At 28.2% G+C, this 14,619-nt stretch carries 11 protein-coding genes; 6 read left to right on the forward strand and 5 right to left on the reverse strand.

Annotated elements, in window-relative coordinates:
* Window position 1 precedes the first annotated feature (1 nt).
* Both BW723_RS03175 and BW723_RS03180 read right to left on the reverse strand, forming a co-directional pair.
* Window positions 2-1,114 (reverse strand): efflux RND transporter periplasmic adaptor subunit, encoded by a 1,113-nt coding sequence (locus BW723_RS03175; protein ID WP_068362394.1) that lies wholly within the window; start codon window positions 1,112-1,114, stop codon window positions 2-4.
* A 10-nt stretch (window positions 1,115-1,124) separates the two neighbouring features.
* Window positions 1,125-1,589 carry a MarR family winged helix-turn-helix transcriptional regulator gene (locus tag BW723_RS03180; protein ID WP_068362391.1) on the reverse strand — a complete coding sequence of 155 codons (465 nt, stop codon included), beginning with the start codon at window positions 1,587-1,589 and terminating at the stop codon, window positions 1,125-1,127.
* A gap of 197 nt (window positions 1,590-1,786) precedes the next feature.
* Here BW723_RS03180 and BW723_RS03185 point away from each other — a divergent pair, with 197 nt between their 5' ends.
* From BW723_RS03185 to BW723_RS03205, 5 genes are all read left to right on the forward strand, one after another.
* Window positions 1,787-4,210: a TonB-dependent receptor gene (locus BW723_RS03185; protein ID WP_068362388.1), complete on the forward strand. Its 2,424-nt coding sequence runs from the start codon at window positions 1,787-1,789 to the stop codon at window positions 4,208-4,210.
* Window positions 4,211-4,274: 64 nt separating this feature from the next.
* Window positions 4,275-5,408 carry a PepSY-associated TM helix domain-containing protein gene (locus BW723_RS03190; RefSeq protein WP_068362385.1) on the forward strand — a complete coding sequence of 378 codons (1,134 nt, stop codon included), beginning with the start codon at window positions 4,275-4,277 and terminating at the stop codon, window positions 5,406-5,408.
* 96 nt (window positions 5,409-5,504) lie between these two features.
* On the forward strand, window positions 5,505-6,677 hold the full coding sequence (locus tag BW723_RS03195; RefSeq protein ID WP_226789213.1) for a peptidogalycan biosysnthesis protein: 1,173 nt from the start codon (window positions 5,505-5,507) through the stop codon (window positions 6,675-6,677).
* The gene (locus BW723_RS03200) at window positions 6,677-7,540 is read left to right on the forward strand and encodes an acyl-CoA thioesterase (protein WP_068362377.1); all 864 of its coding nucleotides are present in this window, start codon (window positions 6,677-6,679) and stop codon (window positions 7,538-7,540) included. Before BW723_RS03195 ends, BW723_RS03200 begins: the two co-directional genes overlap by 1 nt.
* 61 nt (window positions 7,541-7,601) lie before the next feature.
* Window positions 7,602-7,949, forward strand: coding sequence for an SdpI family protein (locus tag BW723_RS03205; protein WP_068362375.1), 348 nt, complete (start codon window positions 7,602-7,604; stop codon window positions 7,947-7,949).
* 4 nt (window positions 7,950-7,953) lie between these two features.
* Here the strand turns inward: BW723_RS03205 and BW723_RS03210 are convergent, their stop codons facing one another.
* The 3 genes from BW723_RS03210 to porZ are packed head-to-tail and all read right to left on the reverse strand — an operon-like array spanning window position 7,954 to window position 13,501.
* The gene (locus tag BW723_RS03210; protein WP_227431565.1) at window positions 7,954-10,446 is read right to left on the reverse strand and encodes a TonB-dependent receptor; all 2,493 of its coding nucleotides are present in this window, start codon (window positions 10,444-10,446) and stop codon (window positions 7,954-7,956) included.
* Window positions 10,446-11,168, reverse strand: a complete 723-nt coding sequence (gene recO / locus BW723_RS03215; protein WP_068362370.1) for a DNA repair protein RecO — start codon at window positions 11,166-11,168, stop codon at window positions 10,446-10,448. The genes BW723_RS03210 and recO overlap by 1 nt, the downstream gene beginning before the upstream one ends.
* On the reverse strand, window positions 11,168-13,501 hold the full coding sequence (gene porZ, locus BW723_RS03220; protein ID WP_068362367.1) for a type IX secretion system anionic LPS delivery protein PorZ: 2,334 nt from the start codon (window positions 13,499-13,501) through the stop codon (window positions 11,168-11,170). Before porZ ends, recO begins: the two co-directional genes overlap by 1 nt.
* A 132-nt stretch (window positions 13,502-13,633) precedes the next feature.
* Between porZ and BW723_RS03225 the strand changes: the two genes are divergently transcribed.
* Window positions 13,634-14,614 (forward strand): class I SAM-dependent methyltransferase, encoded by a 981-nt coding sequence (locus BW723_RS03225; RefSeq protein WP_068362365.1) that lies wholly within the window; start codon window positions 13,634-13,636, stop codon window positions 14,612-14,614.
* The last annotated feature ends 5 nt before the right edge of the window (window positions 14,615-14,619 follow it).

Raw genomic sequence — 14,619 nt, forward strand, 5'->3', positions numbered from 1 at the left:
ATTACTTTTTATTAATTTTTACAATCATACCATCAAAAGCACCTGGTAAAGTTTGCGACAATAATTTGTCGTTATTTTTAAGGCCTTTTATTACCACAGTTTCTGCCCCAAAATAAACAGGATCTATTTTAGAAAGCGTTAAAACACTATCATTTTTTACAGTATAAACTGCTGAATTATCTACCAATAATTTTCTAGGGATTTCAATAGCTTCTGTTTCTGATTTAGCAACCAAATTAGCTTCTAAATACATCCCTTCTTTTAAATCTGTATGTTTAACATCAATAAACACCTTAATAGTTTGTGAAACTTGATCTACTTTACCATTTACACGCACCACTTTACCTGTATAATCTTTTGTTTTTTCTAAATTAGAAAGCGCAACAGAGTTACCTACCTTTAACAAGTCTGCAAATTCAGCATTTATAGAAACTTCCATTTCGTAAACACTTGGATCTATAAATTCTCCTAATTTTTGACCTACTCTTACCAAAGAACCTGGACTAACTAAAGCTTCTGTTAAAATACCAGAAAAAGGTGCTCTTATTTGATATTTGGTTAAACGAACTTCTAAGTTTTTTACGTTATAATAAGCCGTTAAAATACCTCTACCAGAAATAAAATATCTTTCTTTATCCGAAGAAAATTCAGGGATTTTAGGTGTGGTTTTATTCATATCAAAACCTTGTAAATATTTTTCCCATTTTGGGAATTCTGATGGGTAATCTAACCTTAAATCTGGTAAAACTGAGGTAATTAAATTATATAAATTACTTTTTTGTGATTGGATACTTGCGTAAAATTCATCGCTATTTAGGCTTAATAAAGTTTCGCCTCTATAGTAATTAGAACCCGCTTTAAATAACTTTTTAGAAGGTTTTAAAACACCAGAAACTTCAGAATAAATCTCAATTTTATTTTTAGCTGTTAAATTACCACTTGCAGATAAAACAATAGGAATTGATTTATTTTCTACATCTTCTACAAAAACAGTTTTTATTTGTTTCTTAAATTTTGGTTTAGGTTTCTGATTTTTATCAATTAAATAGTTACCTAAAAAAATTGCTCCTACAATGGCAGCAATTCCTAGTGCAGCAAGTATTATTTTTCTCATATATGATTAGTTAAATGTGCTCTAATTTAGAGTGAAAGTTAATTTGTATTTGTTTGAATATTTGAATTATTTGTTGCTTTTCTTCTTGTGAAATATTTTGTTCCATTGTGGTTATTAGATTCTGAATAACAGGTTTTGTTTTTTCATATACCTCTACACCATAATCGGTTAAGTATACATTTTTAATTCGCTTATCTTCTTTACTTTGCTTTCTAAAAATATAATTTTTCTTTTCCATTTTTTTTAACAAACGGGTTAAAGAAGACTTATTTCTTAGCGTTAAAAAAGCCAATTCATTTTGATTTAAACCATCTTGAAATGTTAATTTTTTTAAAACAATCATTTGTTCTTTGGTTAAATCTAAATCATTAGCATTGAAAGATTCCTGAAAAAAATAATCTACCAATTTGCCTGTTCTACCTAACCAAGGCCCAATAGAATTCTCAAAATCAATATGTAAATCTTTTGTTTTCACGCTGCAAAAATAAATAAACCAACCCCTTAGTTGCATATGCAACTATTTAATATTTTGTTAAAAAAAGACCAATTTTAACAACTATAAATTTCAGATTAAAATATTATTTAGAATTATTATAAATAACTTGCAAGATTCAATTCTCTAAAATACATTTGCCAAAACATATTATTTATATTAAGTCTAAATAAAAACAAATGAAAAATCAACTATTTACTTTTTTGGTATTTTTAACAACTTTTATAACATATTCTCAAAAAGCCACAATTAAAGGTATTATCACTAACAACTCTAAAGAACCAATTTCTGAAGTTAATGTTATTATAAAAAACACCACTAAGGGAGCACAAACTAATGAACAAGGAAGCTTTACCATAGAAAATTTAGAAAAAGGAAACTATACACTAACCATCTCTTATTTAGGATACAAAACAAAAGAAATCATTGTATCTGTTTTAAATAGCGAACAAAAAAATTTAGGAAACATCACTCTATTTGAAGGAAATGAAATTTTAAATGAAATCATTATCCAAGGAAATAGAACGAATAAGTTTTCTAGAAAAGAAACTGCTTATGTAGCTAAATTACCATTAAAAGATATAGAAAACACTCAGGTTTACAGCACAGTTACAAATGAATTATTAGAATCACAATTAGTTACAAATTTTGATGATGCTTTAAAAAACACTGCAGGAATTGAACAACTTTGGACATCTACAGGACGTGGTGGAGATGGTGCTGGTTATTACTCTTTACGTGGTTTTTCTGTACAACCTCAATTAGTTAATGGTTTACCAGGTTTAACAAACGGAACCATAAACCCTGCAAATATTGAAAGAATAGAGGTGTTAAAAGGACCATCTGCAACTTTATTTGGAAATGCTGTTAGTTCTTATGGTGGTTTAATAAATGTAGTTACCAAAAGACCTTTTGTTGGTACTGGTGGTCAGATTTCTTTTACTTCTGGTTCTTTTGGTTTAAACCAAATTATAGGAGATTTTAATACTGCTCTAAGCGAAGAAGATAATATTTATTTTAGATTAAACACCGCTTATACTTCTCAGCAGAGTTGGCAAGATGCTGGTTTTATGAAATCATTTTTTGTAGCTCCTTCTGTTTCTTATAAAGTAAATAACAAACTATCTTTCTCTTTTTATGCAGAAGTAACACAAGCAGAACAAACAAATCCTACGTTTTTGTTTTTAAACAGAGCTGCTCCACAAAACGCAACCAATCTAGAAGAATTAGGTTACAACAATAAATTTTCTTTTACAAGTAACGATTTAAGTTTAGAAAATCCTAATCAGAATTATAGAATAGAAATGGATTATAAATTGTCTGATAGCTGGAAATCTCAAACTTTATTATCTAAAAGTACAACATCAACAAAAGGATATTATTCTTATGTTTATGATTTTGGAACGTTTACAACTGATACATTTTCTAGATACATCAATAAACAAAATGCTAATACCCAAACCACAGATATTCAGCAAAATTTTATTGGTGATTTTAATTTAGGTTCTTTAAGAAACAGAATGGTAATTGGCTTAGATTATTATACAGCAACTCAAACAGACAATAGCTCAGGGTATGCTTTTTACGGAAATGTAAATCCTGATGGAACAACAAATGGAGATAATCCCTTTACTCCAAGCGTAGAAACAGACACTTATCCACTTTCTACCTCTGGTGTTGATGCTGTTTTAGCATCGCAAAGTGTAAATAACTCTAAATCTAAAAATGAAATTTATAGTTTATACGTTTCTGATGTAATTAATTTAACTCATAATTTTTCTGCAATGGTGGGTTTACGTTTAGATCGATTTGAAAATGAAGGTGATGTTACTAATCCAGATGATGATTATAATCAAACAACATTATCTCCAAAAGTTGGTTTGGTGTATCAACCAATACAGAACAAACTATCTTTATTTACCAATTATCAAAACGGATTTACAAATGTAGCTCCACAATTGGTTGGAGACCCAAGTGCTGGTGCTCAAACTTTAGAAACATTTACACCAGAACAAGCAAATCAATTTGAGTTTGGTGTAAAAACAAACCTTTTTAACAATAGATTTAATGCAACTTTAAGTTATTATAATATTAAAGTTACAGATAGAGTTATTACAGATCCATCTTCCCCATTTAACAAAATACAAGGAGGAGAAGTTGAAAGCAAAGGTTTTGAAATTGAAATAAATGCAAACCCTGTTCATGGTTTAAATATTAGAGCTGGTTTTAGCAATAATGATAGCGAAACCACAAAATCGGATAATACAGAAATTTTAAACAAAAGACCTTTAGAAGCAGGTCCAGAAACTTTATACAATTTATGGGCAAACTACGAGTTTCAAGAGGGTAGTTTAAAAGGTTTTGGTCTTGGCTTTGGTTTTAACGGAGCAAGCGATCGTTTTGCAATAAACTATGTTTCTACAGGCGATTTTATTTTACCAAGTTACACCATTGCAAATGCATCACTTTTTTATCAAGCAGAAAAATATAGAATTGGTTTAAAAGCAAACAACTTGTTTAATAAAGAGTATTATAAAGGTTGGACAACCATAAACCCGCAATCTCCAAGAGCAATTTTAGCCAATTTTACCTATAAATTTTAAATATAAACTACACCAATAAAGAGCATCATTTTATGATGCTCTTTTGCTGTTAATTAAAACAAAAATGAAAACAAAAAAACTCATATTTCAACTTCATAAAATTTTAGGTTTAACAACTGGTATTGTTGTTTTTATAGTTGCAATTACAGGTTGTTGTTGGGCATTTAGAGAAGAAATAGAAAGTTTATACGACGATTATAAGACAGTACCTCTTAGAAATGAAAAGGTTATTACAGTTACAAAAGCCAAGGAAATTGCACAAAAAGTTTTTCCAGAAAACACAGTACATGGCACAGTTTTTAAAAAAGAAAACAACGCTGTAGAAGTTATTTTTTATGATGCAGAACCCGAATTTTATCAAAGTATTTTTTTAAATCCATATTCTGGTAAAATTATTCAAGTAGATGATCATACAACTGGTTTTTTTGCCATTATTTTAAAAGGGCATATGCGAGTTTGGTTGCCCAAAGATATTGGCGAACAAGTTGTTGGTGCTTCTATTTTAATCTTTATTTTAATTATTATTTCTGGTTTTATACTTTGGATTCCTAAAAAGCGGAAAAACTTAAAACAACGTTTAAAGTTTGATTGGAAAAAAACCACAAAATGGAAACGAAAAAACTTCGATTTACATACTGTAACCGGTTTTTATATTTGTTCTTTGGCTTTAGTTATAGCCTTTACAGGTACTATGATCTCATACAATTGGCTTAAATACGTGGTATACAAATCTACAGGAGGTCAAAAAACTGTTTTCTTCGAAGTTCCTAAAAATATAGATTCAACGACCATAGCTAAAACAGCTAAACCTATAGATTTATTAATACCTAAACTGCAAAAAGAAAATCCGGATGCAGATGGCTTTGAACTGCATTACCCAGAAACAGAAACACAAAGTATATATGTAGAAGTTTCGAATAGTAGTGATGTATATTATGATTCTGATTTTCGGTTTTTTGACCAAAATACACTAAAAGAAATAGAAGTAGATGCTATTTATGGCAAATATAAAAACGCAACTGTGCCAGATAAAATATTAAGAATGTATTACGACATTCATATTGGTGCAATTGGCGGAATTACAGGAAAAATAATAGCCTTTATCATCAGTTTACTTACAGCAACTTTACCTGTAACAGGAATATTATTATGGTATGGAAGAAAGTATAAAAAGAAAAAAACGACAATAATAAGGTAACTTTTATTAAACCATATTTTTTTAGCACCTTTATCTTCTTTTAATAAAAGATAAAGGCTAATTTTATGGTTTAATAGTAAATATCTTCATAATTATTTGATCTGTTATACGAATACAAATACTGCATTATTTTTTTCTTCTATTGATGAAATTCCTACTGAAATTTGGCAGGATTTAAATTGTACACAAAACTTTTATTTTCATCCTAATTATTTAAAGTCTTTAGAAAAAAATCATCCAGAAATTACTTTTACCTATATTGTATTAATTGATGATGATAAAAAACCAACTGCAATTGCAAATCTTAAAATTGTTGATTTTCATTTAAATTTTATTAAAAATGATTTAGAATTTTTAAGAAACATTGGTAAAAAAATGCATATTATTCCAGATAATAAACCGTTAAAATTATTAATCTGTGGAAACATTTTTGTGAGCGGAGAACATGGCGTTTATATCAAACAAAATCAAGATAAAAATGCAATTCTAAAAGAATTAGCAGAAAGCATAAATCATTTTTTAAACTTAAATAAAGGTCTTAAGAAAAAAATTGACGCTTTTTTAATTAAAGACTTTGTAAAAGAATCTTTATTTATAACTGACGAATTAAAAGGTTTTAATTACCATCCTTTTTCTGTAGAACCGAATATGAAACTCAAACTACAAGAAAACTGGCAAACTTTTGATGATTATTTAGCTGTAATGAAAACAAAATTTAGGGTAAAAGCAAAAAAAGCGTTCTCCTTAAGTGAAAATCTTAAAATTGAAGATGTTACTTTAGATAATATTGATAAAATGCTTCCAAAAATGACTTCTTTGTACGAGAAAGTTACCTCTAAAGCAGATTTTAATTTGGCGAATTTTAATTTAGAAACCTATAAAGGTTTCAAATCAAAATTAGGCGATAATTACATTTTAAAAACCTATTGGTTTCATAATAAAATTGTTGGTTTTATGTCTGGTGTTATTAACCAAAAATCTTTAGACGCCCATTTTGTTGGTATTGATTATCAACTAAATAAAAAACACGCCATTTACCAAAGAATATTGTACGACTATGTAGAAATTGCCATCAGTAAAAAGCTAAAAATCATTAATTTTGGAAGAACTGCTAGCGAAATTAAGAGTTCTATTGGTGCAGAACCACAAGATCTAACAATGTATCTTCGTCATAAAAAAAGCATCACAAATAAAATTTTAAAGTTATTTTTGCAACGTGTACAACCTACACCTTTTCGTCAAAATTTTCCATTTAAATTGAAAAATTAATGAATAACAGTAAAGAATTAATATCACTTTTATCTTTAAAAGAATTAGAAGAAAATAAATTTTTAGGAGAAAGTGTAACCATAGGAAGCGCAATAGTATTTGGTGGGCAAGTATTAGCACAAGCTGTGCATTCTGCTTACAGAACCATACCAGAAAACCGCTTTTTACATTCTTTGCATTCGTACTTTTTAGAACCAGGAGATTTAACGATTCCGATTACATATGATGTTGCTGAAGTTAGAAATGGTGGTAGTTTTTCTACAAGAAGAGTTACAGCAAGCCAAAATAATAAAACCATATTTATTTTAGCAGCTTCTTTTCATAAAAAAGAAGAAGGTTTTGAGCACCAAGTAGCAATGAAAACAGACATTAAACAACCAGAAGAGTTATTAAGTTGGGATGATATGATTGTTCAGTTAGGTGATTTCTTACCTAAAAGTATGAAATCTTTTTTAAGTATAGAAAGACCTATTGCTTTTAAACCTGTAGTTGTTCCTAATCCTTTAGCCCCCAAAAATAGAGCTCCGAAAGAAGAAGTTTGGTTTAAGTTAAAAGGTGATATTCCAGAAATGGACATCCAAATGAAACATCAAATTTTAACCTATATTTCTGATTACAATGTTTTAAATGCTGCTTTTAATCCGAATGCAAAAGATTATAATTTTGGTAATACGATGACTGCTAGTTTAGATCATTCTATGTGGTTTTTTAGAGATTTTGATTTTAATGATTGGATGCTTTTTTCTGCAGAATCGCCAAATACCTATGGCGCAAGAGGTTTGTGTAAAGCAAATATTTTTACAAGAGATGGTAAATTGGTAGCATCTTTAACACAAGAAGGTTTATTGAGACCTAAAAAGTAAATGTTAGTTTAATATTCAGTTGCAGTTTGCAATAAGAAGCTAATTTAAAAAATAGACAAAAATGAGTCCTTATATATATGTGCTAACCACAAATGGTTTGTTGTTTTTATTGAGTGTTATTTTTTGGAAATTCCCACCAAAAAAAATCAATAATTTTTATGGTTATCGAACTTTTAAAGCAATGCAAAATCAAGATATTTGGGATTTTGCAAACACTAACTTTAATAAATCACTTCTTTTTTATTCAGGAATATCTTTTTTAGGTGGTTTGCTATTGGCTCAGTTTTCTGCTAAAGAAATTTCTTGGGAACCCATGGTTTTAGTAATGCTATCTATTTTAGTTTCTATTATAAAAACTGAACGTGCTTTAAGCGATAATTTTACTGATGAAGGGAAAAGGAAAAAATAATTCCCTAAAAATTAGCCATAAAAGAAACTGATAAATTTCTACCTGGTGATGAAACTCCAGAAGCAAATTCTATATAATGCTCATCAAAAATATTATCTAATCTGGCTTGTACAGAAATATTATTATTTACATCATAACTGCCATTTACACCAAAAATCATCCAGCTTGGTGCGCCATAATAAATATCTTCATCATTAGTTGCATTTACATCTACAACTGGTGTTAAATCGTGATTATCTATGCCTTCTGTAAAATTAAAATCTTCAATATCTTTTTTACTATTAAATCGAAACTCTGCACCCAAAGCTATTTTATCTTTTCTGTAATTCAACTCAAACTGACCAAATAAAGGCGGAATTGAAGACATTGGTTCTTCAGTATCGTAAGTTCTTCCTTTTGTATAAGTAATAAAACCAGATGTATTTATTACATCAGAAATCTTACCTAAATAATTAACAGTATATCCTAAAATATAGGCATTCCCTTTATTCTGATTGTTCACAGCATTACCAAACTCACCATCAAATTCAACTTGTTTTACACTACCATCATCATTCAAAACATAATCTCTCTGAATATAATTATCTAATAAAGTATAATAAATGTTTGCGCCTAATCTAAACTTTCTTTTATTAAAATATTTCTGAATACCAATTTCAGAACTGTAAGCATATTCTGGTTTAACATCAAAATTAGGTACAGTAACATTACCAGATTTTTCACGTACTCTTGCGACATCATCTATATTAGGTGAACGAAAACCTGATGATAAAACTCCATTTAGCTGCCAATTTCTATTCGGTTTATAAGCGTAACCCAAAGTAGCTGTTACTGCAGAATTATTAGTGCTAACAGTAGTTGTTGGCAAGTCTAAAAAAGTTTCATCTATCCATTTTGCTTTTAAATGTGTGTTTGTAAAACGTATACCCGAATTTAGGGTAGATTTACTATTTACATCTTGTCTGTAGTCTAAATAAACAGCAGAACTAAGGTAATTACTTCCACCATCTGCATAACGCGATTGCACTTTAAAATCATTAGAAAAACCGTTGATTTCACCTTTTTCGATATTTAAAGTTTTTCCATAAGAATTAGATTCTAAATCATTGTGTGCAACTTCAAAACCATAAGAAAGAATTCTAGTTTTATCAACATCAATTGGTACAGAAAAATCTCCATTAACACTAAAAACATTAACCCTTTCTTCTCTATAAGAACGATCTAAACTTCCAAATTTTCTTTGGATTCTACTTTCTTTAATATTTTGATAAGCAGTTGTAATTGAACCGCTTTCTAACCATTTTTTATTCGGATTTATTAAAAGTTGAGATGAAATTAACAACCTATTTTGAGGTCCATAATACCATTCTGCAAACTTTAAAGAAGATACATCTGTAGCATCTGTTATCTCCATTAATCTATCAAATCTTTGAATATCTGATGATGTAGAATATTGTAAATTTACTTTTAAATCGGTATTTTTAGACAAAGGAACAAAGAATTTCTGCAACACATCTGTTTGATTATAACCCGTATTTTTTAATCTACTGGAATCTGAATTTAATGTAGGGTTTTCTGCATAATTACCATTTACGTTTTCCGAATAATAAAAGACTTTTCCCCAATTTTCGAAACCATAATTTCTATTTGTACCTGCTTTTAAGTCACCAAAATCTGAATAAGAAACACTTGTAAACGATGCCCAATTACTAAAGCTAACCTCTGCAGAAACATTGGTAGTTACTTCTTGGTTTACAGAAGAATATCTAGAAAATAATTGACTATTCACTTTTGTTTCTTCGGATAATTTTGGCGTTTTTGTGTAATAATGAATAACACCACCCAAAGCATCAGAACCATACATTACTGAAGAGGGCCCAAAAACAACCTCAGTTTTATCTAATAAATTTGGTGATAATGTAATTGAGTTTTGTAAATGTCCTTTTCTGTAAATTGCGTTGTTCATTCTAACGCCATCTACTACCAATAAAACACGATTCGACTCCATACCACGAATTACAGGGCTACCACCACCAAATTGAGATTTTTGTATTTTGATACCTGGAATTGTCGCTAATAAATCTGCTGATGTTTGAGGCGATATTTTTTGAATATCTTTGGTAGAAAGCACAGCAATTTGTTCTGCTATTCTTTTTTGTTTTTCTTCTTTTTTAAAGGATGAAATTACAACTTCGTCTAACTCCTCTGATTCTTTAGTTAGATTTATAATAAAATTTTGCTGCCTTAATTTATACTTTTTAATTTTAAAAATAGCATAAGATATGTGAGAAAAATAGATAATTTCATTTTCTTTTATTGATGAAATATCTGTAAAACCATTATTATCTGTGGTTAAACTTACTGTATTTTTTGCATTAAAAACATTTACGTTTTTAACAACTTTACCTGTTTCTTTATCAAAAATCTTCACTTTTTGTGCAAAAGAAATACTACTAATACATAAAAAAATAACAAAAATATATAGTTGCTTCATCATTAACTAAAAACGGTTTCTAAAACTTGTAAAGATTTTGGTTCTCTAAAACTGCCCAAATGTAATTTAAAATACTTAATAATCATTTGTAATACCAATTGTCTTTCATCTTTGCTGTAAGACACGTTTTCTATACCATCAAAATTTATGCCTAACAGTTTTTTAAATTGATAAAAATCGTTTTTATGAATCACATTTTTATCTTGAATATTATTAGAAAAATTTCCTTCTAAAATATTAAAGCCAATCTTCTCTTTTTGAGACATATCTGGGTAAAATCCTAAAAAACCAGTTAAATTTAATAAAAATAACAAATGAAAATTTGCAACCTTATCATGCACATCAAACCAAATAAAAGCAGTTTCTAAATAACTATACAATGTTTTATTCTGTTCTTCTTCTTGTATAGAACTAGTTAAAATTTCAGATAAAAAAAACACAACAGATTGCTTTATAATATCTGTATGTATTGTTTTATAAGGATTTATTACTTGTACATCTTTAATAGAATTTAGAGTGTTTTTGTTATTATGATTAGCAACAATTTTTAATTGTGTAAGTGGCTGAAAGTAAGCGGCTTTTACACCTTTCTTTTTTGGCTTAAGAACACCTCTAATTAAATAGGTTTTTACACCATCTTCTTCTGTATAACATTTTACAATTAAGCTAGTATCACCATATTTCAATGAACTTAGCACAATTGCTTTAGTAGTTACAACAGCCATTAATTTACAATTGCAATTTTTGCAGTAGCTGTTTCTGTAGCATCATCATTAGATAATAAAACAATATAAATGCCAGATGCTACTTTTTTACCAGCTAAATTTTTCTTGTTCCACACTACTTTACCACCTTGTAATTCTTGACCTTCTACAACATTGGTTTCGTAAACTAAATAACCTGACACATCTAATATTTTTACATTTGTTCCTTTTGGTAAATGGGTTCCATTTCTACCATCTATTGTTATAGTTTCGTGAGTTTTTAAAGCAGGGTTTGGATACGCATAAACCTCAGCTAATTCATCACCAAAAGGGGCAACATTACTGTTGTAAGCTACTATACCTTTATCAGTAGCAAAATAGACTTTACCTGTACTATCATCTACTCTAATTTTTAAAATTCTGTTTGATGGCAAAGGTGAATTTTCTGTGCTAAAGTTTGCTAGCGTAGTTTGTCCAGAAGGATTTGTATATAAAACTCCTCCATTATCTGTACCAAACCATTTATTATCTGCACCATCTACAAAAATGCTATTTATCCTCTGGTCTCCTAATAAACGTTCTCCAACTCCATTTTCTTCAATAATTACAGGTTCTGCATTTAAAATATCTGCATCAAAAACATTAGATGCATTTCTAAAAACAACCATTCCAGATCTTGTGCCCAACCAAACTCTTCCGCTTTTATCAACTGCAACTGTTAACACATCTGTGTCTGGTAAATTCCCTAAATTTTCAGTGGCAATTAAAGCTCTTTTTCTATTTCCAGTTTCGTTGTACGCGTAAACTCCATTTCTTCTTGTTCCCATCCAAACAGTATTACTGTTATCTATTACAATTTCACTTAGACCTAATTGTTCTGGAATAGTTTTTAAAGAACTTAAATCGTAACTACTCCAAACACCAGAAGAAGATAGTTTTTTTAACTCTTCATTAAAACTAATACTAGCCACCCATAAATTTCCTTGATTATCGACATTAGTTCCTGTTATTCTTATTGAAATATTATTTGGGTTGTTAAATTCTACATCTTCTATTGTGCTATTTAAATGATTGTAAAAAGTTTTAATATTATCATTTTCTACAACTAACAACCCTCCCGTTGAAACACTATTAATATTTGTAGTAGTTCCAAGTGAACTTATAAAAACTTTATTATCTGAAAACGGATCTATAGTTACGTAGTTTAAATCTGTTACAGGAAAGTTTGGATCAAATTGGGTGTTAATCCATTTTTCTCCATCATAATGACTAAATCCTTTTTTCCTAAATAAAGAGCCATAATAAGAGTTATACCCTCCAAAAACTACCCAAAGATTATTGTTTTTTACATCGATTGAAAACACATCATTTGCTAATGGTCCTTCTGGGTGAATTTCTTCATAAGTTGTATTTTGACTTATACTTGACTTTAAAATTCCAAATTCTTTTGTAGCTAAATAAACATTATTATTATTATCAAAAAAAGTATTTGCGAGTGTGAAATCAAAATCTTGATTTATTGTGAATTCTACAATTTGATTTAACGAATTATTTAAAACAATAGCTTTTTTGTTTAAAGAAACAGCAAGGTTTATGTTTGACGATTTAAGGTTGATAATAGGTTCAAAAAAATCTCTTATTTCTACTAAAGAATTTGTGTCTACCTGAAATAATTTATTATTTTCAGAAGCATAAATTTGGTTATTAAATAAAGTAATATTTAAAAAATCTCTTCCTGCATATTCTTGTTGCCAATTATTAAAATCAATTAATAAATCACTATTTGCATCAGCTATAAAAATACCATCTTCTGTAGCTGCATATATTCTATCATCAACAATAATTGTTTCATTTACCCTAAGAGATGTTGAACTATTTCCAATAAAAAAAGTATCGCCAAACTCTAATTTTTCAATATTATACTCTACAATTGCAAATGGAGTTGACAAATATAAAGTGTTACCATATTCTGAAATATGATTGATACTTTTTTCTCCTGATTGATTAAAATTTATAATGTCTGATGAAATAGTAATTGTACCATCTTCATCAATAACTTCAACCAAACCATTTTGATAACCTATTACTAATCTCTTAAATGTTTCGTTAAAATAAATGGATGAAGTTGTTTCTCCAGACAAGCCTTGTATTGATGAAAATTTTTCAATTTCTGATGTGCTTTCATCAAAAGTAAAAACTGCATTATCTACTAAAGCATAAATAATATTATCAGCTTTTACAAAATCCTTTACATTATTGTAAGAGTAAAAATCCTCCCAAGAATTGCTATAATCAATCTGAGAAAAAGTTACAAAATTGATGCAAAAAAGAAATAGAAAAAATTTTTTCTTCATAAAAAAACATTAATATTATCAAAGATATTTAAACAAAGTTAACTAGTAACATTTTTTAAAAAAAATACATCTTAGTATTTACTTTATTTTTACATTTAAAACTTAGATTTACAATCTAATAAACTTAAAAATATGAGAATTATTACATTAGATGACTTTATAGATACTTATTTTAAAATAATTCAAAGAGGAAGTGGTTTTATCTTATCTAAATTTACTTTTAACAACGAAAAAAGAACAAAAAGTGCTTTTGATAACACCTCTTTCATTTCTTCTTATTTTTGGAATATTCCAAAAGTTTTAGAACGTTGGAATATTTTAATTACTGGAGATAAAAACAAAAATTATTTAGATTTTTTAGTTGAAGATTTCTTAAAAGAAAAATCGGATTTAAAACTTCTTTCTTTAGGTTCTGGGATTTGTAATAGAGAAATAGAATTAGCAGAAAACAAGACTATTTTTAAAGAAATTGTCTGTGTAGATATCGCTGAAAATTTGCTGCAAATTGCTGCTAAAAATGCAAAAGAAAAAAATATTACCAACATAAAATTTATTCAAAAAAATATTGATGATTTTGATTTTAAAGAAAATGATTTTGATATTATTTTCTTTAAATCTTCATTACATCATTTTGAAAATATTGACCTCTTTTTATCAAAAAAAATAAAACATACTTTAAAACCCAATGGTTTATTAATAATTAATGAGTTTGTTGGTGCAACTAGACATCAATTTTCACCTATACAAATAAATGCTATAAACAAAGCTATATCTTCAATACCCAAAAAATTTAGAGTTAGATTTAAAAGTAAGTTTTATAAAAACAAATATAGAGGAGTTGGTATACTTAGAATGATTATTGCAGACCCTTCAGAATGTATAGATTCTGAAAGTATAATGCCTTCAATACATAAACACTACAAAACCATTGTAGAAAAACCTTACGGAGGTAACTTACTAATGAGTGCTTTAAGAGATATTTCTCATCATTTTTTTGAACTTAACGAAGAAAAAGAAACTATATTAAATCAGCTTTTTTTACTTGAAGACAAATATTTAGAAACAAATGCTTCTGATTTTGTTTTTGGAATTTATGAAAATAAAAAAAACTAGAGATT

This window comes from Polaribacter reichenbachii (genome assembly GCF_001975665.1).
GTDB classification, from domain to species: Bacteria; Bacteroidota; Bacteroidia; order Flavobacteriales; family Flavobacteriaceae; genus Polaribacter; species Polaribacter reichenbachii.

What these genes read in the sequence shown, in the direction of transcription:
- BW723_RS03175 (WP_068362394.1), bottom strand. Translation starts at nt 1,114, where the DNA reads ATGAGAAAAATAATACTTGCTGCACTAGGAATTGCTGCCATTGTAGGA.
- BW723_RS03185 (WP_068362388.1), top strand. Translation starts at nt 1,787, where the DNA reads ATGAAAAATCAACTATTTACTTTTTTGGTATTTTTAACAACTTTTATA.
- BW723_RS03190 (WP_068362385.1), top strand. Translation starts at nt 4,275, where the DNA reads ATGAAAACAAAAAAACTCATATTTCAACTTCATAAAATTTTAGGTTTA.
- BW723_RS03200 (WP_068362377.1), top strand. Translation starts at nt 6,677, where the DNA reads ATGAATAACAGTAAAGAATTAATATCACTTTTATCTTTAAAAGAATTA.
- BW723_RS03205 (WP_068362375.1), top strand. Translation starts at nt 7,602, where the DNA reads ATGAGTCCTTATATATATGTGCTAACCACAAATGGTTTGTTGTTTTTA.
- BW723_RS03210 (WP_227431565.1), bottom strand. Translation starts at nt 10,446, where the DNA reads ATGATGAAGCAACTATATATTTTTGTTATTTTTTTATGTATTAGTAGT.
- recO (WP_068362370.1), bottom strand. Translation starts at nt 11,168, where the DNA reads ATGGCTGTTGTAACTACTAAAGCAATTGTGCTAAGTTCATTGAAATAT.
- porZ (WP_068362367.1), bottom strand. Translation starts at nt 13,501, where the DNA reads ATGAAGAAAAAATTTTTTCTATTTCTTTTTTGCATCAATTTTGTAACT.
- BW723_RS03225 (WP_068362365.1), top strand. Translation starts at nt 13,634, where the DNA reads ATGAGAATTATTACATTAGATGACTTTATAGATACTTATTTTAAAATA.